Here is a 20,035-nt window from a genome sequence, read left to right on the forward strand (position 1 = left end):
CCTCCGGCTCAGGTCACGCAAGAGGCCGGTCCCCCGATGGGAGACCGGCCTCTGACTGTGCCAGCACCTTGGTGCCGCTCGTTCGGTCCCCTTAGGGCTGGAACAGTTTCCATTGCCCCTCGGAGACGACCTCGACGGCGCCGTCGACCACCTTGATGGCGGTCTGGTCGTCGATCGCGTACGTCGGCGCCGGAATCCGGGCCGCCCACTTCTCTGCGTTGGCCAAGGAAGCGTCGAGGTGGTGCTCGTGCTCCAGGTGTGGGATCACCGCGAAGTCGACGAGTCCCGCTCCCTGTCCCGTGACCAGGATTCTGTCGACGTCCCCCTGGGGCGTGGCGAAGACGACGTCCTCCGACTTCAGCGGTCCATCGCTCTCGCGGGGCGGTTCGGTGAAGGTCTCGACGAAGGTGGAGGCAGTAGCGATGCTCCCGGCGCTCACCCCCACGTAGACCGCCTCGGAGCGCAGCGTGGGCAGGAGATCGGTCAGACCGGAGCGCCGCATCCAGTTGGCGAGAAACAAGGGGTCGCCGCCCCATACCAGCAGGGCGTCGGCGTCCCGGACCGTTGGCACCCAGGCAGCCTCCTCGATGCTCGGCAGCACCGACAACTCGAGGAGCCCCAACGACTTCCAACCCAATCCAGCCAACGGCGATGGCGCCTTGCCGGAGATCGCCCGCCACGCCATGCCGGGCCCGCCGGGGAAAGGGTAGATGGCGGTGGGGATGAAGAGGGCGTTGGACTCGGCGATCGGTTTGCCCAGCAGGTCAACCAGTGCGTCGTGGATGCTGCTGTTCGTGATCCCGCCCGATGTGAGGAGAGCTCGCATGTTCCTACCTTCCTGAGTTGCCATCTCGTGATGCCTGAAGTTGGCGGGGCCGTGCGTACTGCGTCAACGCGTCTCCATGGATCAGATCTCCGGGTCGTACATCAACTCGCGAACATCCTGCGCACAGCGGCAGGCGACCGCGAACTTCGCGGCCCACTCCAGCGCCGCCTCCCGGGCCGGTACGTCGACGATCACAAGGCCGCCGATGAGCTCCTTGCTCTCCGGGTACGGGCCGTCGGTGACCACCCCGTCCGTGCCGACCACGGCGGGCTTCATGTTGCCGTAGTCCAGCCCGCCGGCGAAGATGAACACCCCGGCGTCCTTCGCCTCCTGGACCACCGCGTGAGCGGCCTTGCCCACCTCGGGGACGTCCTCCTCGCGGATGTGGTCCATCGAACCGTTCTCGAACGTGATCAGGTACCGCGCCATGTGGCCACTCCTTGTCCCGGCGGCCACCTCCGGCCGCCTCTCACCCCTGCAACGAACGACTCGCCCCGAATCCGACAGGCTGCCGGCAGAAACTTCTCAGGCCCCGTCGATCTCTCGGCCCACCGACCAGTGAACCCGTGGATCCCCGGCGGAGTCGAGCACGAGTCAACCGGCTGGCGCAACCGAGGACCACACGCCGAGCCACTGCTCAGCGCCGTACTTCTCGAACCGCTCCACCTCGGTGAACCCCAGCTTCGCCGCGAGGCGCATTGAACCGGGACGCTCTCCGTCGCACCGATCGAGCGTGACCATGCCGATCATCGCTCCTCCGAGATCGACCACGAAAAGGCCAGGGCGCCGCCTGGGCACCTCAGGCACCCCGCGCTCGAACTCATCACGCGCTGGAGCAACCCCGCTCATGCCGGTGAGCGCGCACCGGCCAGGCTCCCTAGCGGAAGTTCTCGGGCGGCTGGAGTCCGAAGCGTTCGCACAGCACAGCGACATCGTGTCGGTCGACCTCGCGCGGCTCGTATCCGGTGTGGTTCTGCAGGGCGAACTCGGGACTTTCGCAGTGAAGTGAGATACCTGCGATCTCACCCTCACCGGAAAGATCATCGCGGGTGAACATGAACGGCGCTTTGAGACTGCCATAGTGGAGTCGGCCGTCGCTCAGAGTCTCGTACAGGTGAAGATCTACGCGACGACTGTGGCCGTCATGCAAGACGAAGTTCCAGGGACGGTCGCCGGGCCAGGGGTAGATCCGATCGACTCCTTGATCGGCGAAGGCTGCGACGAGACCTTCGAAGTCATCCGCGTCTACCCAGACGTCGAGATCCAGATGTTCCCGAGTCTGTTTCCCCACCAGGGCGTCGACAGCCCAACCCCCGCCGACGCATGCTGCGACGCCGTACCCTTGCAAGGCAGTAATCAACGTGCGCACCGTTTCCGGCGACATAGCGTATTCGGTCACGCCCCAGAGTCTCAGGCGAGGCAACTCCAGTACCGCCGTCGCGCCCATCTGGTCGTGCCGCTTTCGGGAATAACCGCTTGCCTGGTCGCTGGTGCTCTCCCACACTTCGGTCGCGTGGATGATGCCGAACTTGAGGCTTCGCCAAGGACTTCTTCGACGCGCTCATCAGCATCGGCGCGTACCACTACTTCGGTACCGACGACCTCTATCTCGGCTACTACTCACGCTTCGTGAAACGCGGCGGCCAGATCGGCATCGTTCAGCCCGGCCTCGCCGACGAGCACGAGACGCTTCCCCCACCACACCTTGAGCCCTACTGGAAATGGGACTTCTGCGCCTGGCACAGCCCCGCCTGGTGGCGGCGGCACTGGGAGAAGACCGGCCTGGTCACCGTCGAGGTCGCTGATCGACTGCCCGACGGGTGGCGAGACTGGTTGCAGTGGAATGACGCATGCGACCGCGACAATCGTACGCCGGGAAGGGAAGAAGCTCAGATGCTTCGCATCGACGGTGGCCGAACGCTCGGCCTCTCCCGAGTCGTTGCCCGCCGCAACATCTAGCCCTGCATGCTGCCTGAGGACTGCACGGGGTCAGCCCGGGAGGTCCTCCGGGCGCTTCGCGGCGAGCTCGCCGTGCAGCAGTCCGGTGGACTGGCCGACCTCGATGAGGTATCCGTCCGGGTCCCGTATGTAGCAGCGGATCTCTGCTCCGCGGTCGATCGGTGGCGTGACGAACTCTGCGCCCTTGGCCTTCCACTCCTCGTAGCGGGCCTGGATATCAGCGACCCGCAGGTGGAGGAAGATCGAGGTCGTGTCGCCGGGCTGGTAGTCGACCACCGAGATCCCCGGCTTGTCGGGGGTGGGCGGGCCGCCGGGGTTCATGATGATCCACGAGTTGGCCAGCTTGACCATGCACGGATTCTCCTCCAGAACGACGGTCCCGCCGAGGACACGCGAGTAGAAGTCCCGGGACCGCGCGACCTTGCGGACGGTGATGAACAACGTCATCACGATGCCCTCGTCAGGCGCGGGGAGATTGGCGAAGTCGATCCGGTCCACGGGGTCCGTCATGATTCCTCCCTTCCGGCGCCGGTGACTTGCCGAACGCCGGTCCTGATCACAACCCTCTCCTAGATGATCGCTGAGGCGGACGGGTTTCGGTATCTCACCGTCCTTCCCAGGTTCTAGCCGACGTGCTGCCTAGGCCGCGTCACGCAAGCGGTGTAGCGTTCGACAGAGACGTGGCAACCGGCTTGATGTCGATTGCCCGCCGCGCCGCGGGTGTCCGACCATCCCCGGTGATCGTGCTCCAACGTCAGGAGGTGAGACCCATGTACGCGGTATCCGTAATGGGTGCGCCCCTGCGCGGCACGATCGCGCGACTGCGGTAGTCGCAGTTGGGAGCGCCCGCCAGGCAATCGGCGAAAGGCGACTCCCATGAACACAACACCTTCTTCGACTCCGCGCAGCACGACGACCACGTCCGATGGCATCGCGGTCACGCGGACGACGCCACAGCACGGGAATTGGCCCATGCCCGACGCCACAGGGCAGGCGGGCAACTCGAACAAGCGAGCCTTGGTTCTCGCCGGCGGCGGAGCGGCAGGCAATGCGTGGGAGCTCGGTCTCATCGCCGGCCTGTCCGACGCCGGGGTCGATGTCACCGAGGCCGATCTCATCATCGGTACGTCGGCAGGATCGACCGTGGCTGCCCAGATCACCAGCGGGACACGGCCGGCCGAACTCTATGCCGCCATCCTCGCCGAGGTACCTCAGCCACACGCCGGATCGGACCGGGGACGAGCTCCGAATCCCTCGGCGCTGAACTATCTGGAGTGGTCGAACGGAATCATCGGTTCTGCTGAGGACGCGTCCGACATGCGCCGCAGGATGGGCGCCGCGGCGCTCGAAATGGACGCTTCCGACGGCTCCAGCCAGACGCGCTGGCGCGACATCGTCGCGGCTCGGCTTCCCAGCCGGCACTGGCCGCAACAGCCTTTGCTGATCACGGCTGTCGATGCGCATACCGGGGAACCGGTCGTGTTCGACCGGTACAGCGGAATCGATCTCGTCGACGCTGTCGCCGCCAGCACCAGCAACGGCTTCGGTGCAGTCCCTCCCTACCGCATCGGCGAGAACCGATACATCAACGGCGGCTATCGACGCAGTGAGAACGCCGACCTGGCGGCCGGATACGGGCGGGTGCTGGTGCTGTCACCATTCGGCGGCAGGTCGCGGATGCCGCTGGACTGGGGCATGGATCTCGCAACCCAGGTCGACGAGCTGCGCGCAGGGGGCAGCAGGGTCGAGACCGTCTTTCCGGATGGCAGCGCGGGTGACGTATTCGACGCCAAGGCAACGGATCCGTCAACGCGCCCACAAGCCGCACGAGGAGGCCACGCCCAAGGCCAAGCCCTCGCCGAGCGGCTCGCCGAAACCTGGCGGTGACCCCGGAACCAGCTCGGGCGCGAGTCCCGGGGTCAGAAGGTGGCGATCGGGTTGACTGGGCTGCCGGACGTACCGGCGAGGCGGACCGGCGCGACTGTGAGGTGGAAGTCCCACTGGCCGAGCTCCGCAGCTGTTGTCGCGCACGCCTCCAGGTCGCAGTTGTCCAGCAGCCACAGACCCATCGCGACGAGGCTCACCGCGTGAACCGGCATCAAGACGTCGTCGTACCCCGACGGCTGAACGTCCTGAGGAGTGTCAGCGCCGATCAGCGCGACCTCCCGTTCCTGCAGCCACGGCAGGCAGGACGCGTGCCAGCCGGCCTGCGTGAAACCGCCGGCCACACCGGCCTCGTGCCGAGCGCGGCCATAGCCGGTCCGCAGGAGTACCGCATCGCCGGATCGCACCCGCACGCCCTGGCGACGCTCGGCCTCGTCGAGATCCTCGGGAAACACACCGTCACCCGGTTCCAGCCACGGCACGTCGCGGACCCTCGCAATGTCCAGCAGGACACCCCGCGTGATGATCCCGTTCGCCGCCGCCGTGACGGCCGCCCACGCTGATCCCGTTGCGGCGTCGACCAACGAGTGCGACCGCCCGTTGTACATCTCGCCGTCCCAGAAGAGGTGGCACGGCGAGTCGACGTGGGTGATCGTGTTGCCGTGGAAGAAGATGCCGAGCCGCTCGTTCGAAAAGCCCCAGCGCCGGTCGTTGTGGAATGCGGCCACCGGCATGTTCTCGGCACCCGGCATGTCGGCGGCGCACGGGCACGTCGTCGTCGACCGCTCCATTTCTTCCGGTACGGCGACCTCCCATCCGCACGACACGCTCCTGCCGTGGCGCACGGCCCGCGCCGCCGCCAGCCGGACGCCGTCGGTGATGTGGTTCAGAGTGCCGAGCTCGTCGTCGTCGCCCCACCGTCCCCAGTTCGACAGCGTGTCGAAGTACCCGAGCACGTCGTCCTGCGTGGGCATCGGTCGCCCTGCCGTCATCCCAGCATCGACTCCTCCGGTCACGCGGTGAGGCACCGCAGACAGGGCATCCCGCCCTCCCCTTTGACATGCCAAGGCCCGCTGAACGGGCATGACACTACATCGGTAGGCCAGCAGCGGACCGGGCCGAGATCGCGCTTGTTCGGGGGGATCAGGTTGCGGGCTCGGCTGTCTGGGACCGGGAGAGTCGGATCAGGCGGGCGCCGAGAACTGCGATCCAGAGGAACAGCACCGTCACGAACACCCGCTGCAGCAGTCCGTTCCACGAACCGGCGACACCGGTGATGAACAGAACCAGCAACACGAGACCCAGTACCGCGGTGACGAGGGAGTAGGTACGCAGGTCGCGCCACGACTGGTCGCCGCGGAAGGCACGGGCGAACACCAGTGCTGCGGCCACAAGGGCGAGGAACACCACGAGGCTGACCAGGTCATGGGTGACGTGATGCCAAGACGCTTCGCCGGCGTCGACGCGGTCGGCGCACGCCTGTAGCTCGCTGCTGCAGTCGTTGCGGGCCAGGCCGGCGACGATGATGCCGACGCCGGCGACTGCAACGAGGATCGAGCCGACCGTCGCGGGCCTGCCGTTCAACGCACCTGCAAGTCCGGCCCCCAACGCGACGATCCCGACGCCGAGCAGCAGAAAACCCGTGACCATGATCCATGCGTTCTGGGCGTCCAAAGCCGCTAGCGCGCTGATGTCCTCCCGCCGGAGGCTGTATTCGTCCTGCACTACAGCGCCAACAATCCACGCGATGGTGAAAGCGATCGGGCCCATCACGGCAAGCCGCCCCAACAGCAGACGGGTACCCACACTCCTCATGCACCGAACGCTACGCGCCTCGCATCCCCACGGCGCCCTATTGTCCGTGGCAGGTCCGGTTAACCGAGGCCGACAATCCAGGGCGGGCGCGGATGGGGCGGAATGATGCGGATCATCCAGGCCGGCCGGAGGGGTATGCGGCGGCCCGGGGATCAGCCGCCGCTGCCGTACGGACGGGTGATGATCTCCAGCCAGTGCCCGTCAGGACCCTGCCAGTAGAGGCCGCGGCCACCGTCCGCGTGATTGATCTCTTGCGGTTGTCGCTTGAAGGGGTCGGCCCACCACTGGCGGCCGTCGTCCCGCAAGCGACCGAGGATGAGGTCGAACTCCTCTTCACTGACAAGGAAGGCGTAGTGCTGGCCGTGGATCTCGCCCTCGGTGTCCATGAAGTCCAGGCTCGCCGCGTTGTCCAACTTCAGCTCGGCGAACGGGCCGTACGCTCTCGCCTCCGGCAGACCGAGTACCCCGCCGACATCGCGAGCAGCAGCCCATCGGTCCTTCACGTGCACGATCGTGTGGTTCAGCTCGACGCTCATCGGGCTCTCCTGGGGTGCCGGTCCTCAGCTGGCGCGTGCTCACCACTGTGCACCCCGAACCAGTTCTCGTGAAGACCCCCACGTTCCACGCCTCGGCAGGAGCCATGGCCCTGCCACATCGAGCGAAACTTCCCAGGACGTGTCGGGGCGACAATGGTCTGCGGAGAACGGTAGGTGATCCGGGGCTCCGTCACTCGCCGGAATCCGAGATCCGCGTTCGACAGGTCCGTGTCGGTCGAGCGTCCGGGCTTGCTACGTTGCCGCCATGACCAGGTGGGCCGCGGGGCCGGCGTGAAGGCGGTCGTCTACGACCGGTATGGGTCTCCCGATGTGTTGCGGGTCGAGGACGTCCCGGTACCCTCGCCCGCCGCCGGCCAGGTGCGGGTGAAGATCGCCGCGACCTCGGTCAACCTCAGCGACTGGGAGTGCCTGCGCGGCTCGCCCGCGTACGCGCGGATCGGCGGGCTGCGTGTCCCGGCTCGTCGTACGCTCGGATCGGACATCGCCGGCCTGGTCGACGACGTCGGCGAAGGAGCGACCCGGTTCCGACCCGGAGACGAGGTGTACGGCGACAACCTCAGGCTGATGGGTGGCTTCGCGGAGTACGCGCTCGCGCCGGAGTCCGCGCTCGCCCACAAGCCGGCCCAGCTCACGTTCGCTGAGGCGTCGACGATCCCGCAGGCGGGCGCTATCGCCCTGCAGGGCACGGATAGAGCCGCGCCGGGTCGCCGGGTGCTGATCAACGGCGCCGGCGGAGGGTCGGGATCGTTCGCGATCCAGCTCGCCAAGCGTCTCGGTGCCCACGTCACCGCGGTCGACAACGCCGCCAAGCTGGACTTCATGCGGGCAGTCGGCGCGGACGACGTGATCGACTACCACCGCGACGACTTCACCCGGGCCACCCCGCCGTACGACCTGATCCTCGACCTGGTCGCGCACCGCTCGGTGTTCGCCTACCGGCGTGCGCTGGCACCCGGCGGCATCTATCGGTGCGTGGGCGGGTCGGTGCCGACGCTGCTGCGCGTGCTCACCGCCGGCTGGCTGGTTGGGCGGCTCTCCAGTCGGGCAATCGGTATCCTCGCCGTCAAGGAGGGGCCGGCCCATTTCGAGCCACTGGCCGCCCTCTGCGCCACCGGGGACATAAGGATCCACATCCACCGCACCTTCGCACTCGAAGAGGTTCCCGCAGCGCTTGCTCACGTCGGCGAGGGACGCGCCCTCGGCAAAGTGGTTGTCAACCTCTCCTGACGCAATGCGAACGCGTCCGTACCCCGGCGCCTGCCCGCACGCCCGCTCACCGGCATGCTCGCGATCACCGTCAGCGGCAGATCAGGACGTTTGCGGGAACCATGTTGTCGGTGGTCGGTGAAATAGTCGGGCCGTCGAGGTGGTGGTTGCGTGGCGGTCGTCGGCCTCGCGCACCCACGGTCGACGCAAATGACCGAGGCTTATCGCGAAGGAGTGACTGGATATGACCGGGGTCCACGACGTGACACCCGCGGTGCGTCTCAGGAGTGTCGAAGACCGGGACCTCGACGTGTTCTTTGAGCACCAGGCGGATCCGCAGGCGGTCGAGATGGCGGCGTTTCCGGCTCGCGACAAGGATCAGTTCGCGGCGCACTGGGCGAAACTCCGCGCCGACGACACCTTGGTTGTGCGCGCCATCGTTGCCGATGGCATCGTGGCGGGAAACATCGGCTGCTGGCCAGAGGATGGGCAGCGTCTGCTCGGCTACTGGGTCGGACGCGAATTTTGGGGCCGCGGCGTCGCGACGCAGGCGCTCGCCCGGTTGGTGGACGAGGTGTCGATCCGGCCGCTCTACGCCCATGTCGCGGTGCAGAACGTCGGCTCGGTCCGCGTTCTGGAGAAGTGTGGCTTTCGGCGCGATCGCGTACAGGAGGCGAAGGCGCCAGCATCCGACGACGGCATCGAGGAGTTAATCTTCGTGCTGAACGCGTAGATCTACGCAGTACGGCGCCCGGCGAGCCTCGGTCGACGCCAACGCGCTGTCACCGGCATGACCGCGCTTCCCTCTCGGCGGCATGAGAGTGCGTTCGCGGCTAGTGTGCCGCCATGGTCGCCCAGATTCCGATCGCAGTCGCTGCACTTGTGCGCGATGGTCTCGTGCTCATGGTGCATCGCCATCCACTGCGTCGGTGGTATCCCGACTGCTGGGACCTCGTCGGCGGACATGTCGACTCAGGCGAGTCGCCTCACCAGGCCGTCAGTCGGGAATGCCTCGAAGAACTCGGTGTCCACATCCACGACCCCCTACCCATCCCGATGACGATCAGTGACCCCACCCTCGACATGCTCGCGTTCCTCGTCACGCGCTGGGAAGGCGAACCTGTCAACGCCGCGCCCGAGGAGCACGACGATCTTCGCTGGTTCCGGCCCCCCGATCTCGCCGACTTGAAGCTTGCCCACCCGGCGAGCCTGTCGAGCATCGTTAGCGCCGTCGAGGGCACAACCAACTAGCCCCCGCGAGCCGTCCTCACATCGGCCTGACCGCGCGCTGATAGCGGCATGAGCGGACACGCTATGCCGCCCGAGCTGACAGCGGCATGACCGAGTGGCCACAGTGGCTCGCCGGGACGGTCTCGTCACATCGGTCGTACGACCCGGTTGGCCAGGGCAACGATCCCGAGGGACGGCATAGGAGCTCGCCACGACCGCTCTGGTCCGCCATCGACCGAGCTCGCGGCAGTGTTGCCCCTACCTGCCTGTGACGCAGAGCGCGAGCAGCGCGCGACTCAGCCTCGCAACGACGCGATCGCCCGGGCAGCTAGTCGTTCGGCGTGCTCGGGGCGCGCGAGCCAGCCGATCCACCCCTCGTCCATCGTCGGGGTGGACCCGCTGCGCGCCGACTGCCGGTAGTCGAGGCACGCCAGCCACAGCGGTCGCATGGCCAGTACGCCGGGCAGCCGCTCGAACTCCTCGCCGGTGAGCTGGATGTGCTCGCGATACCCGCGCGCGACCGCGTCGATGCCCTCCCCGTCGCCCTCCCCCGCGGTCGTCAGCAGCCAGGCGAGGGCGGGCAGGCGGGGTCCGCGCCCGGACCCTGCCCAGCCGACGATGGCGAGGTTGCCCGGCCTGCCGACGGCCGCCCATGCGTGGTAGTTCCCGTGGGTGAACGCCTCGGGCAGGCCCTCCGCGTCGTCGGCGTGCTCGACCTTGTCGCGCAGCCACTCGAACATCTCGCGACCCTCGGGAGCGACGGCGTCCTCGACGCTCACCAGGAAGCTCATCGCCGCCGCGAGATCCTGCTTCGGTCGTCCCGCGAAGAAGGCGCCGTCGTGCTCCTCCGCCCCTCCGTCCCGCGCGACCGCACCACCGGCCGCAGGCAGTTTGTGCAGGCGGCCGAGCAGGCTCGCCAGTTCGTGGAGCACCGCCGGCGACTGGACCGGGCGTCCGCCCTCGACGTACTCGGTCACGATCACGCCGCTCCCCTCGAGCACCGACACGGGATCGTCATGCGCGGGCCGCTCGGCGGGGAAGTCGTGTAAAGCCAGGTACCGCAGGATCTCCGCATCGCCCTGGACGCGGCCGACCGTGTCCGCTGCCGACGAGAAGACTCGAGCGATCCAGGGCGCGCCGTCCGCTCGCTTGACGACCAGCGTCCAGGGGTAGTGGCCGACCCAGGAGCCGCTTGGTCGCGTCGCGGGGTCGTCGTCGATGGGCGCGATCGAGGTGATGCTCATGCCGTATCGCGTCTCGAGGTGCGCTCTCAGTTCCGCGAACTCGACGGGGCGAGTCCGAGCAAACGGCGACGTGCGGCCCTTCTCCAGTGCGGCGCGGGCCTCGGTGTACCGCAATCCGGTCGCTTGTGCCCGCTGACGTACTGCGCGCTTGAAACTGCCCTCTTTGGTCATGACAAGCCTCCTCGATGTGCCCCATTCCCCCAGCGAAGCGGCACTCGAAACAGGCCTGGATGGCAGCAGCCTTGAGGGCAGAATCCCCTTCGCCTTCTCGAGGGCCCGGCTGGGGCAGGTCCTCAGGAGGCTGGGCGTCGGCCACGCCGTGCACCGATCGTGCCGGGGCTGGGCGGCCGTGTCAACGGCAACGGAGGCGCAACGGCGACCGACTGCACCCCAGCACGCGGCGCCTGGCTCCCGTCGCAAGCACGGGCTGCCCCAGGCCCAGGCAGGAGCCGTTGGGGTCAGCGTGGGTCCGCGCCGCGTGCTGTTTACGGCGTGATGGTGATGTCCAGCGGCGTCGACACCAGGTTGCCGCTGTCGGTCTGTAGCGCGATGACCAGCCGCCATTGTCCTGGCGGGACGGCGTACCCCAGGTCGGGAACCATCGAGGCTGTTCCGATCAAGACCGGCACAGGGCGACTCTGGTGAGGTTCGATCGCAAAGCCCACGCGGGGCGCGTTGCGCGGGCCGACGTACAGACCGGCGATGTTGCCGGAACTGTTGGTCACCGCTGAGGTCAGGGCACCGTTGGTGAGGAGCACTTGCTCGTGCGCGGTTCGATTGGCTACCAGCACGTCCTCGTGCGTGGACCGGCCGGTCCGGACCGACAACGGTGACAGGGGTTCGACGTCGAGGCCGGCGGATTCGGCAGGTGCTCCGCGTAGCTGGGGTAGATCCTCGCTCAGCCACAGCTGTCTGGCCGGAAACTTCATTACCCCGACCTCTAGATCCAGGAGGCTCCCGTACTTGGCGTTCAGCGTGGCCGCGATGTCGGTTGCCCAGGCGGCCAACTGGATGCGGATCGGCGGATCACGCCGCTCGCTGTCGGGGTTGGGCCAGACCACGAGCGCACCCGGTGACTCCTCACGTAACCGGCGCAGATCCACACGCAAACTCTGCCAACCAGTCATAGCCTGACGGTATCGGAACCGCGCGCTCGCCGGGCCGCAGGCGGAGAACGATCAAGCCCCCGGAGGATCCGAAACTCGCCATGTTGGTCCGCGCTGTCAGCGGCGCACGGATCGCGGCATGAGAGTGCGTTCCCTTCGACAGCACGGCTCTCGCCTATTGTGCACCGCGTGCTGAACCACAACGAGTTAGTTCGCCTGTACGGGCCATGGCGAGCCCGGACTCCGCAAGACGTTGCGGAGCTGTTCAAGGGGTACGGCGGCCGCTGGTGGATCGCCGGCGGCTGGGCCATCGAGGCGTTCACCAACGTTCCGCGTCCGCATGACGATGTAGACCCCAGCATCCCGCGTTCCGACGTCGCAGCGTTGCACCAGCACCTGTCTGGGCGGCTCGACGTCTGGCAGGCAGACGACGGCTCCCTCCGCCCCATGGTCACTCAGGCAGACCCGCTGTCGGACACCTGCGAAAACCTCTGGTTGCGGTCGAGCGGCGCAGACCCTTGGGAGTACGACGTCATCCTCATGGGCGCCACGTCGACGACCTGGGCGTACAAGCGCGATGCCCGCATCAGCCTGCCGCTAGAGGAGATCCTTTGGGCACGTGAAGGCATCCCCTACCTCCGTCCCGAAGTTCAACTACTTCACAAGGCTCCGGGACTCAGGCAGAAGGATCAGGCTGACTTCGATGCCTGCGTGCGCCTCCTGGAACCCAAACGCCAGGCTTGGCTCCGGACCGCTCTAAGCGTCGCTCACCCGGGCCACCCGTGGCTCTCTCATCTCTAGGCAGCCGCGAATGCCATTAGATGATTGAGCACACAGCGGCAGAAGAGGATGAGTCTTCCGACGTGCTGCATGTTGAGGATGGGTGCCGCTTGTGGAAGCAGCACGGCGACCAGATTGCGTCCCCTTCCGCGGTCGTGTTCCTGCTGCCAACAGCAGCAGTGCCCCGTCCGAGCCGGCGCACGCAGATCCTTGGAGGAGAAGTGTTGTCGATTGCGGCTGACCCGCGCTGCGATGCGCGATCCCGGAGCTGACAGCCCGTCTGGCATCCGAGAAGTACCGTTGGCCGGTGTTCTCGCCTCAAGGCCCGTCTCTGCGTGAACTGGCGATCCAGGCGCTGTCCTCGGTCGAGCGCGGCTACGACCTGCTCGCTCCGAAGTTCGACCACACGCCTTTTCGCACCCCTGAGAGCATCCTTGACGCGGCCGCCGACGCGCTGCGTCCGCTCGGGCCGTTCGGCCGGGGAATGGACGTGTGCTGCGGCACCGGTGCGGGCATGCGGGTCCTGCAACCGCTGTGCCAAGGGTGCACTCCGGGTCGTCATCGTTGATCATGTCGCCAGGATCGACGAGCACGTCAGTGCAGCGCTGATCGTCTACCTCGGCGTCCCAGGCAGACTCGACCAATCACCAGAGGCCCGCTTGGTGGAAGCCGCAGGAGACTCTGCTCCCGATTTGATGCCGCGGATCACCGCCATCCTCGACCAATGCTACGAGGAGGAGAAGTCGTCCTTCTGGCAAGCAGGGACGGTGGCCGAGATGGGTCGTGCCGTCGATGAGTGGCTCAGAGCGAACCACGCCGAACTGTCCGATGACGCGATCTGCGCCGTTGCCAACAGGTTTACTTTCGACAACAAGTGAAGGCACTCATGTCGGCAATTGAGCGCACCGTCAGCGGCAGATGCGTGCGTCGTCCGGGTCCTAGGATCACGGGCATGACGGTTGACTGGCTTCGCGCGTTCCCTCGGGACTTAGCGCCCGTGGTCACCGAAGCAGCCCAGAAGCTACCACCCGCGGAGTTCGAACAGTCCGGCCGGATCACCGCGAGCAACTCGCGCGCGTGGCCGACTCTTGTGGCATCGGGCCAACCGATCCTGGCTGCTCGACTCCGCTGAACCGTTCGTCGCTCCGTTCGTTGTGCAGCTGCTCGGCGAGTACGTCCTGGAGATCGTCGTTGACATAGCCGAACGGATCGAACGCGACCGCGTCAACGGCTCGTGCCTCCTGGAGGCGCTCTCCCAATTCGCACATGAAAACCCCGCCTTCGTGACGCTCACCGAAGCACGCGCACGAAGCTATTGGGCCGAGTACTACCGCCGTGAGTTCGTCTGGTCACGGGGACTATCCGGCGCTGATTGCCATCTCTCGCATCAGCGCGTAGAGCAACTCATGGACCGAGCGCCGATCGGCATGACCGCGCGGATCGCGGCAGATCCGGTTGCCGCAGCGCACGCCATCTGCGGCACGTCCGAGCGACATGGTCCCTTCGTCGGGCGACGGTCATGAATGGTTGCCCAGTCGTCGCCGCACCACACGCCGCCGCAGGGTGGGCGAAGCCACCACCTCGTAACCAGCCTCGAGGAAGACCTGCACCAGCCCGACCGACGCCTCGTCCCAGATCACGGTCTTGCCCGGCGGCGGCTCGATCGGGTACCCCTCCAGGACGCGGGCGCCGACCTGCTCGCCGTACTCAACGGTGGCGGCGGCGAGCTCGTAGGTCAGCCCCGACTGACGCCGGCCCTTGCGCACGACGAAGCACGTGACTGACCAGACGCCCTCAAGCTCGGGGTCCATCCGCATCCACGCCTGCTTCCGGCTCCACAGCCTCGGGTAGTTCTCCCGCGGCTCGACCGCGACCCAGCCGGCCGCCTCGCCGTCGACGTACCCGATCAGCCCCGACGTCGGTCCGGTGGTGGTACCGCAGGCGGTCTGCTCCAGCAGCGCGGCATCCCTCTGCTCCTGGGTCGTGTCCCGCCAGATCCAGCCGGGCACCTTCAGCGCTTGGCAACGGCACTTGTGGGCTCCGCCCGTGGCGAAGACCGCCTCGACGTCCTCTGTCGATGCTTGATTGGCCGGGAGCCACATGAAATCGGGCATGCAGCCATCATGCTCTTCGCTGGGCATGCCATCGTCGAAGACCGCGGTCGACCACTGGCACGCGAATGAACGGGCGGAGGGTCTGGGAGAGACGATCGTCGTACCAGCAGGTCCACGCCTTCACTATCTGCGGCAAAACAGTGCGTTGCTGGTTCTGCCCAGGGCTTGGCTCAAAGTCGGGGTGGGTGGCGAGCATCCCGGTGAGCCGCTGGTAGGCGCTCCGTGTGCTGCCTACGGCGTAATGGTGAGCTCCAGCGGCGCCAGCTGCATGCTGCCGCTGTCGGTCTGTAGCTCGATGACCAGCCACCATTGTCCCGGCGGGACGGCGTACCCCAGGTCGGGAACCATCGAGGCTGTCCCGATCAAGACGGGCACGGGGCGGCTCTGGTGGGGTTCGATCCAGAACTCCACCCGCCTCGCGTTGTGCGGGCCGACGTACCGACCGACGACGTTGCCGGAGCTGTCGGTTACCGCCGATTGCAGGTCGCCGGCAGTGGCTAGCACCTGCGTGTGCGCGGCACGATTCGTAGCGAGCACGTCCTGGTGAGTGAACCGGCCGGTCCGGACCGTCAACGGAGACAGGGGTTCCACGTCGAGCCCGGCGGGTTCAGCGGGCGCTCCGTGTAGCTGGCGAGCGTGGTCGGTCACCCACAGCTGTCTCGCCGGAAAGGTCATCGCCCCGACACGCAAATCGACGAGGCTCCCGTACTTCGCGTTCAGCATGGCCGCGATGTCGGTTGCCCACGCGGCCAGCTCGATGTAGAACGGGGGCTCACGCCGCTCGCGATCGGGGACAGGAAATACGCTGAGTGCACCCGGTGACTCCTCGGTCAACCGGCGCAGATCCACGCGCAGACTCTCCCAACCGGCCATAGCCCGACGGTATCGGAACCGACCGCAGGCAGAGGACGATCGAGCCCTTCAGGAACTTCCTGAATTCGGCACGTGAGTGAGCTCGGATCGCGGCAGGAGCGGACGTCTATGAATCAGCCTGACGGTCCGCTAGCTTTCGGAGGGTGGACGTCCCGAGGGCCCCAGTGAGCGACTCGTCGAGTAACGCATGCGCCACCGCGCCATGGACGCGTTGGTTGCCCTCAGCGAAGGCGACTCGGGCGTTCGTCGCGTCGGCGTAGGTGAGGGTTCAGGGATGGAGCCGACGGAGAATCAGGGCCCTTACCAGCCACGAACGCCGCCGATGGCCGAGGACGATCCGGTTGTGCAGTGGCTGCTGCAGGGCGATCCGGCGATCCGCTGGCAGGTGCTGCGCGACCTCGTCAACGCCTCGGAAACCGAGGTGGCGACCGAGCGAGCGCGGGTGGAGCACGAGGGCTGGGGTGCTCGGCTGCTGGCGCTGCGGGCTCCTGATGGCCTGTGGGCGAACGGGGCCTGCTTTCCGGATACCGCGGCGTTCGCAGCGGCCACTGCGCGGGCTCTAGCTGCCGGTGAACCACCGCCGCCTTTCCCGTCGCCCGACGCGGAACCGGCCGAGGCACCGACCGACGAGTCGAGTGCCGAGCCGAGCCAGCCGTGGACCGCGACGTACCCAGTCCTGCTCGACCTGTGCCACCTGGGCATACCCCCGGACAGTCCGGTGATGCAAGAGACCGCACACCTGGTGGACCGCAACTGCCGCTGGGAGTACGACGGGCTGCCGTTCTTCGCCGGCGAGGTGGACTGCTGCATCAACGCCGGCACGATCCTGATCGGTGCCTACCTGGGCGTCGACGTCGACCCGGTAGTGCAGCGGCTCGTGACCGACCAGATGCCGGATGGTGGCTGGAACTGCTGGGCCCAGACGCGCCCAGCGCCGGCATCTTTCGCAAGCACCCTGGACGTGATCGACGCTCTGCTGAGGTGGGAGCGCCATACCGGCGGATCTGAGGAAGTCCGCCGGGCTCGCCGGAACGGCGAGGAGTACTTGCTCCGGCGCAGCCTGTTCCGGTCGTTACGCACGGGCGAGGTGGTCAACCCGCAGTGGGCATCGTTCTCCTACCCCCCACGCTGGCACTACGACCTGCTCAAGGCCACGGAGTACTTCGCCCGGCGTGGGGGCACTCCGGATCCGCGGCTGGCCGAAGCGATCGAACGCGTTCGCGCAAAGCGCCGACCCGACGGGCGTTGGCTGCTCGAGAACAACCACTCCGGCGCGGTCCACTTCCGGTTCGAGGAACCCGACGGCACGCCTAGCCGGTGGAACACCTTGAGGGCGCTGCGGGTGCTGCGCTGGTACGACGCGTCCGCCCGCTCCGGCAGCGCGAGCCAGGCGTCGTGACGACAGGTGGCGACAGCACGTCGACGGTGGCAGTTGAGCCGTTCCGTTGGAGGAACCATCACCGGGAACACGACTTGCCACCGGGCAAGGCGCACGACCGAGGGTCCCACTAGGCCCGTCCGGCTCCCGGGTACCGCACCGGAGCCCCAAGCGGGACTGCGGCGGACCCTCGCATGCGACGCATGCTCATCGGCATGAGCGCGTCTTCCTGTCTGCGGCATGACAGTGCGTTTCGCCTCAGGCTGCGGCCTGGCTTCGAACCTCGGCTACTCAGCGACCGTTGCCTTCAGGTCGAGTAGTGACCTGAGGATGTCTTCCATCTGGTCGAGGCTGTCTTGCTGGCCGTCGAACCTGGTCATGTGGTCACGGCCAGCCTTGTCGCGGAAGGCCAGCCTCCACGTGAGCGTCGTCACCCCGTCAATTTCGTGCAGCTGCATGGTCTCGACCGCCTCCGCATCCGGCCAGCCGTCGAACAGCCACGTCTCCACGGTCCGGATCGGCGGCTCGACCTCCAGGTAGGTTCCGCGGAACGAGCATTCGGTTCCGTCCTCCGTCACGAAGGAGGAGTGGTAGTTCCCTCCGACGCGCAGGTCGATCGAGCACTCCTCCATCTGGTCCGGGGGTGTCGCGCCCCATTTGCTCACATGCTCGGGCTTCGTCAACACGTCGAAGACGAGAGCGATTGGAGCGTCGAACTCGCGAGTGATGACAATCTCGAGTTCATTCGGGAACTCGATGACTGCCGAGCCATGCCGATCAGGTATCACTTCCGTCTCCTTGCCGTTGTAGCTCTTGGAGGTAGTCGTCCATCCGATCCAGTCGGTCGTTCATTGCCCGCTCATACTTGGCCACCCAGTCGTGGAAGGGTCGAAGATGCTCCGGTGCCAGGCGGTACAGCCGGCGCCGACCCTCCGCCCGGCACCTGACGAGTCCCACCTCATTGAGCACCCGTAGATGCTTCGAGACCTGGGGCTGCGACATCGAGAGGTCGTTCACGATCGCCCCGACCGCCTTCTCGCCCGTGATCAGCACGTCCAGGATTTCGCGACGGTGGACGTCGGCAACTGCGTTGAAGACATCCGACGTTGTCGATGCGCGGGCCATCGATCCAATCTATTCCGATATGGACATGTGTCAAGACGTACGGATGCGAGACGCCAGGAGTCGCCAACCGCTCATCGGCATGTGCGTGCGTTGGCCGGCGTCCCAGGTTGTCGCCAGGCTTCTAGCCTGTCGCACATCAGTTGGCGGACCCGTGTCGCGGATCTGTTGGCGGATCACATGTGGAGTGATCGTCTGGTCGAAGACGTCGCGAACCAGTGGCACGCTGCCGTCACAGGCAGGCTCAGTGACAACACGAGGGTCAAGTACCTGCGATATCTCGACAGGCAGTTGATTCCCAAGTGGGGCGACTGGCCCATGATCGGCATCTTCAACAGCCACTTCGACATCGAGACGTGGGTGACCTACCTTCACGGCGACTACGAGGAGTCCTCAGTTGCCTCATACTTCGGCTGCTTCTCGACGATCATGAACGCTGCGGTCAAAGCCAAGGTGATCCCCGCCAATCCATGCTCGGGAATCCGGGTGACCGGTGGCGATTGGGAGTCGGAGAACTACGTCGCGACCCCACTGCAGGTCCTTCGAGCGAGCATGCGACCAAAGAGATCGACGGCAGACTCTTCAAGAGCGGAGCCGATGTCACCGAGCAAACTGATCTGCAGCCGCTCGGCGATGGGCGTCGCTCGCGGCGGACGAAGCCGAACGCTCGTACGAAGTCATCGGCCAGTGAACGTCGGGTTCAGCTTCCTCCGAGCATCGCGGCGATCTACCAACTGTTCCTGGCGACCCAGCCCGCGGGGCAGTCGTTCGTGTTCACGTCGCTTCAGGGCAAGCCCTGGTACCGGTCGAACTTCCGGCAGCGGTTCTGGCGTCCGGCGTGGGATGGCGTTCACGCTGACAAGCCATTCTCGACGAGGCACGTGTCAGCCATCTTGTCCGGCTTCCGGTTCCACGAGGGGCGACACACTCACGCTACGTGGCTGACTGAGGGTGGCATCTCGGAGGTTGCTCGCCGTGCTCGGCTCAGGTCACCCGCTGTGAACCCCGTCAGATGATCCGCGACGCATGTCCGCCGACTGATGTGCGACAGGTCTAGAAGTCTGCGGTCTACGTGGCGGGAAGGCCCCGACGCCCGGATCGGCCGATGAGCGGACGGGCAGTGGAGGGTGCGGACCCGTCGTTCGGTACGTGCCGCGGGCGTGGTGGTCATGTCGCCGAGAACCACATCGAACTTGACCGGGTTTCCACCGAGGCGATACCGGCTAGCGGTGGGACGATCGTGCTTATTGCGTACCAGGAAGGATCGGACGTCATGGTTCGCTTGTTGGTGATGCGCCGGTTCGACGCGTACTGGCGCGCCCCGCTGTCTGTGCGCAAGGCGATGGCGGTGATCATCGTCGCAACGCTGGTGAGTGTGGTGGTCGGCGGCGTGCTGATCACCCTCGTCGATCGGGAGGAGTTCCCGGAACTGGGTATGGGGATGTGGTGGGCGTTGCAGACGGTGACCACGGTCGGGTACGGCGACGTGACCCCCGAGAACACCGCTGGGCGGTTCGTGGGGGCGCTGTTCCTGCTGGAGGCGATCTCGTTCGTGACGATCGTGACCGCCGTGATCACCTCCAGCTTCGTGGAGCGGGCACGCCAGCAGCAGATCGCCAACTCCGAGACCGCGGAGGCGGCGGGTACCGAGCAGCTGACTGCCCAGCTCGCGGAGATCACCGCGAAGCTGGAGCAGATCCAGCAAACCCTCGCCCCCGGAGGATCGGCCGAAGCACCCACCACGCTCAGTTGAACGTCCGGGCCTTCGAAGGGCCACGGCTGCCCTTCGCTGCGACCCGCAACGATCGGGAGGGAATCCGTCAGTGCCCGGCCAGCAGGTTCTTCAGGACGGCAACGATGACCGCGCACACGAGCACGAAGAGCGAGGGCTCTGAGAAGGGACGCGCCAGCGCCCCGAGCTACGCCGAACCCGATCAGGGA

The 20,035-nt window shown here is 66.7% G+C and carries 25 protein-coding genes; 11 read left to right on the top strand and 14 right to left on the bottom strand.

The features are described 5' to 3' along the window. Positions 1-91: 91 nt before the first annotated feature. The 4 genes from ACXC9Q_RS31550 to ACXC9Q_RS31565 all read right to left on the bottom strand — a co-directional run bounded on the left by ACXC9Q_RS31550 (position 92) and on the right by ACXC9Q_RS31565 (position 2,225). A complete protein-coding gene (locus tag ACXC9Q_RS31550; protein WP_457060291.1) occupies positions 92-826 on the bottom strand; it encodes a Type 1 glutamine amidotransferase-like domain-containing protein in 735 nt (244 codons plus the stop codon). Between the two features lie 81 nt (positions 827-907). Further along, entirely contained in the window at positions 908-1,255 is a 348-nt protein-coding gene (locus ACXC9Q_RS31555; RefSeq protein WP_457060292.1) for a YciI family protein, read from the bottom strand. Positions 1,256-1,420: 165 nt separating this feature from the next. Continuing rightward, the gene (locus ACXC9Q_RS31560) at positions 1,421-1,576 is read right to left on the bottom strand and encodes a hypothetical protein (RefSeq protein WP_457060294.1); all 156 of its coding nucleotides are present in this window, start codon (positions 1,574-1,576) and stop codon (positions 1,421-1,423) included. Between the two features lie 127 nt (positions 1,577-1,703). Then, positions 1,704-2,225 carry a nucleotidyltransferase domain-containing protein gene (locus ACXC9Q_RS31565; RefSeq protein WP_457060295.1) on the bottom strand — a complete coding sequence of 174 codons (522 nt, stop codon included), beginning with the start codon at positions 2,223-2,225 and terminating at the stop codon, positions 1,704-1,706. 230 nt (positions 2,226-2,455) lie between these two features. Here ACXC9Q_RS31565 and ACXC9Q_RS31570 point away from each other — a divergent pair, with 230 nt between their 5' ends. After that, positions 2,456-2,785 (top strand): hypothetical protein, encoded by a 330-nt coding sequence (locus tag ACXC9Q_RS31570; RefSeq protein WP_457060297.1) that lies wholly within the window; start codon positions 2,456-2,458, stop codon positions 2,783-2,785. Between the two features lie 30 nt (positions 2,786-2,815). On the opposite strand, the gene ACXC9Q_RS31575 is transcribed toward ACXC9Q_RS31570, so the two are convergent. Further along, positions 2,816-3,295 (bottom strand): VOC family protein, encoded by a 480-nt coding sequence (locus tag ACXC9Q_RS31575; RefSeq protein WP_457060298.1) that lies wholly within the window; start codon positions 3,293-3,295, stop codon positions 2,816-2,818. A gap of 462 nt (positions 3,296-3,757) precedes the next feature. On the opposite strand from ACXC9Q_RS31575, the gene ACXC9Q_RS31580 reads away from it, so the two are divergent. Beyond that, complete coding sequence (locus ACXC9Q_RS31580; protein ID WP_457060300.1) at positions 3,758-4,672, top strand: patatin-like phospholipase family protein; 915 nt, start codon at positions 3,758-3,760, stop codon at positions 4,670-4,672. 32 nt (positions 4,673-4,704) lie between these two features. On the opposite strand, the gene ACXC9Q_RS31585 is transcribed toward ACXC9Q_RS31580, so the two are convergent. From ACXC9Q_RS31585 to ACXC9Q_RS31595, 3 genes are all read right to left on the bottom strand, one after another. Next, on the bottom strand, positions 4,705-5,661 hold the full coding sequence (locus ACXC9Q_RS31585; RefSeq protein ID WP_457060302.1) for a cyclase family protein: 957 nt from the start codon (positions 5,659-5,661) through the stop codon (positions 4,705-4,707). A 151-nt stretch (positions 5,662-5,812) separates the two neighbouring features. Then, positions 5,813-6,484 carry a DUF998 domain-containing protein gene (locus ACXC9Q_RS31590; protein ID WP_457060304.1) on the bottom strand — a complete coding sequence of 224 codons (672 nt, stop codon included), beginning with the start codon at positions 6,482-6,484 and terminating at the stop codon, positions 5,813-5,815. Positions 6,485-6,636: 152 nt separating this feature from the next. Beyond that, positions 6,637-7,020: a VOC family protein gene (locus ACXC9Q_RS31595; RefSeq protein WP_457060306.1), complete on the bottom strand. Its 384-nt coding sequence runs from the start codon at positions 7,018-7,020 to the stop codon at positions 6,637-6,639. Positions 7,021-7,293: 273 nt separating this feature from the next. Between ACXC9Q_RS31595 and ACXC9Q_RS31600 the strand changes: the two genes are divergently transcribed. The 3 genes from ACXC9Q_RS31600 to ACXC9Q_RS31610 all read left to right on the top strand — a co-directional run bounded on the left by ACXC9Q_RS31600 (position 7,294) and on the right by ACXC9Q_RS31610 (position 9,498). Continuing rightward, positions 7,294-8,268 (top strand): NAD(P)-dependent alcohol dehydrogenase, encoded by a 975-nt coding sequence (locus ACXC9Q_RS31600; RefSeq protein ID WP_457060307.1) that lies wholly within the window; start codon positions 7,294-7,296, stop codon positions 8,266-8,268. Between the two features lie 223 nt (positions 8,269-8,491). After that, on the top strand, positions 8,492-8,980 hold the full coding sequence (locus tag ACXC9Q_RS31605; protein WP_457060309.1) for a GNAT family N-acetyltransferase: 489 nt from the start codon (positions 8,492-8,494) through the stop codon (positions 8,978-8,980). Between the two features lie 113 nt (positions 8,981-9,093). After that, complete coding sequence (locus tag ACXC9Q_RS31610; protein ID WP_457060311.1) at positions 9,094-9,498, top strand: NUDIX domain-containing protein; 405 nt, start codon at positions 9,094-9,096, stop codon at positions 9,496-9,498. A 275-nt stretch (positions 9,499-9,773) separates the two neighbouring features. Here the strand turns inward: ACXC9Q_RS31610 and ACXC9Q_RS31615 are convergent, their stop codons facing one another. Together ACXC9Q_RS31615 and ACXC9Q_RS31620 are read right to left on the bottom strand one after the other, a co-directional pair. Continuing rightward, positions 9,774-10,892 (bottom strand): phosphotransferase enzyme family protein, encoded by a 1,119-nt coding sequence (locus tag ACXC9Q_RS31615; protein ID WP_457060313.1) that lies wholly within the window; start codon positions 10,890-10,892, stop codon positions 9,774-9,776. A gap of 314 nt (positions 10,893-11,206) precedes the next feature. Next, entirely contained in the window at positions 11,207-11,848 is a 642-nt protein-coding gene (locus ACXC9Q_RS31620) for a hypothetical protein (protein ID WP_457060315.1), read from the bottom strand. Positions 11,849-12,016: 168 nt separating this feature from the next. Here ACXC9Q_RS31620 and ACXC9Q_RS31625 point away from each other — a divergent pair, with 168 nt between their 5' ends. From ACXC9Q_RS31625 to ACXC9Q_RS31640, 4 genes are all read left to right on the top strand, one after another. Continuing rightward, positions 12,017-12,628: a nucleotidyltransferase domain-containing protein gene (locus ACXC9Q_RS31625; RefSeq protein WP_457060317.1), complete on the top strand. Its 612-nt coding sequence runs from the start codon at positions 12,017-12,019 to the stop codon at positions 12,626-12,628. 286 nt (positions 12,629-12,914) lie between these two features. Then, positions 12,915-13,175 (top strand): hypothetical protein, encoded by a 261-nt coding sequence (locus tag ACXC9Q_RS31630; protein ID WP_457060318.1) that lies wholly within the window; start codon positions 12,915-12,917, stop codon positions 13,173-13,175. A gap of 94 nt (positions 13,176-13,269) precedes the next feature. Continuing rightward, on the top strand, positions 13,270-13,485 hold the full coding sequence (locus ACXC9Q_RS31635; RefSeq protein ID WP_457060319.1) for a hypothetical protein: 216 nt from the start codon (positions 13,270-13,272) through the stop codon (positions 13,483-13,485). 276 nt (positions 13,486-13,761) lie between these two features. Beyond that, a complete protein-coding gene (locus tag ACXC9Q_RS31640) occupies positions 13,762-14,130 on the top strand; it encodes a hypothetical protein (RefSeq protein WP_457060320.1) in 369 nt (122 codons plus the stop codon). Here the strand turns inward: ACXC9Q_RS31640 and ACXC9Q_RS31645 are convergent. After that, positions 14,125-14,721, bottom strand: coding sequence for a hypothetical protein (locus ACXC9Q_RS31645; protein WP_360364286.1), 597 nt, complete (start codon positions 14,719-14,721; stop codon positions 14,125-14,127). The two genes, ACXC9Q_RS31640 and ACXC9Q_RS31645, sit on opposite strands and share 6 nt — an antisense overlap. Positions 14,722-14,952: 231 nt before the next feature. After that, on the bottom strand, positions 14,953-15,570 hold the full coding sequence (locus ACXC9Q_RS31650) for a hypothetical protein (RefSeq protein ID WP_457060322.1): 618 nt from the start codon (positions 15,568-15,570) through the stop codon (positions 14,953-14,955). A 298-nt stretch (positions 15,571-15,868) separates the two neighbouring features. Between ACXC9Q_RS31650 and ACXC9Q_RS31655 the strand changes: the two genes are divergently transcribed. Continuing rightward, positions 15,869-16,993, top strand: a complete 1,125-nt coding sequence (locus ACXC9Q_RS31655; RefSeq protein ID WP_457060323.1) for a squalene cyclase — start codon at positions 15,869-15,871, stop codon at positions 16,991-16,993. Between the two features lie 266 nt (positions 16,994-17,259). Here the strand turns inward: ACXC9Q_RS31655 and ACXC9Q_RS31660 are convergent, their stop codons facing one another. Beyond that, a complete protein-coding gene (locus ACXC9Q_RS31660) occupies positions 17,260-17,760 on the bottom strand; it encodes an SRPBCC domain-containing protein (RefSeq protein ID WP_457060324.1) in 501 nt (166 codons plus the stop codon). Further along, entirely contained in the window at positions 17,750-18,097 is a 348-nt protein-coding gene (locus tag ACXC9Q_RS31665; RefSeq protein ID WP_457060325.1) for an ArsR/SmtB family transcription factor, read from the bottom strand. The genes ACXC9Q_RS31660 and ACXC9Q_RS31665 overlap by 11 nt, the downstream gene beginning before the upstream one ends. Before the next feature lie 1,270 nt (positions 18,098-19,367). Here ACXC9Q_RS31665 and ACXC9Q_RS31670 point away from each other — a divergent pair. Next, a complete protein-coding gene (locus ACXC9Q_RS31670) occupies positions 19,368-19,847 on the top strand; it encodes a potassium channel family protein (protein WP_457060326.1) in 480 nt (159 codons plus the stop codon). Positions 19,848-20,035: the final 188 nt, after the last annotated feature.

The organism is Kribbella sp. CWNU-51 (assembly GCF_054073265.1).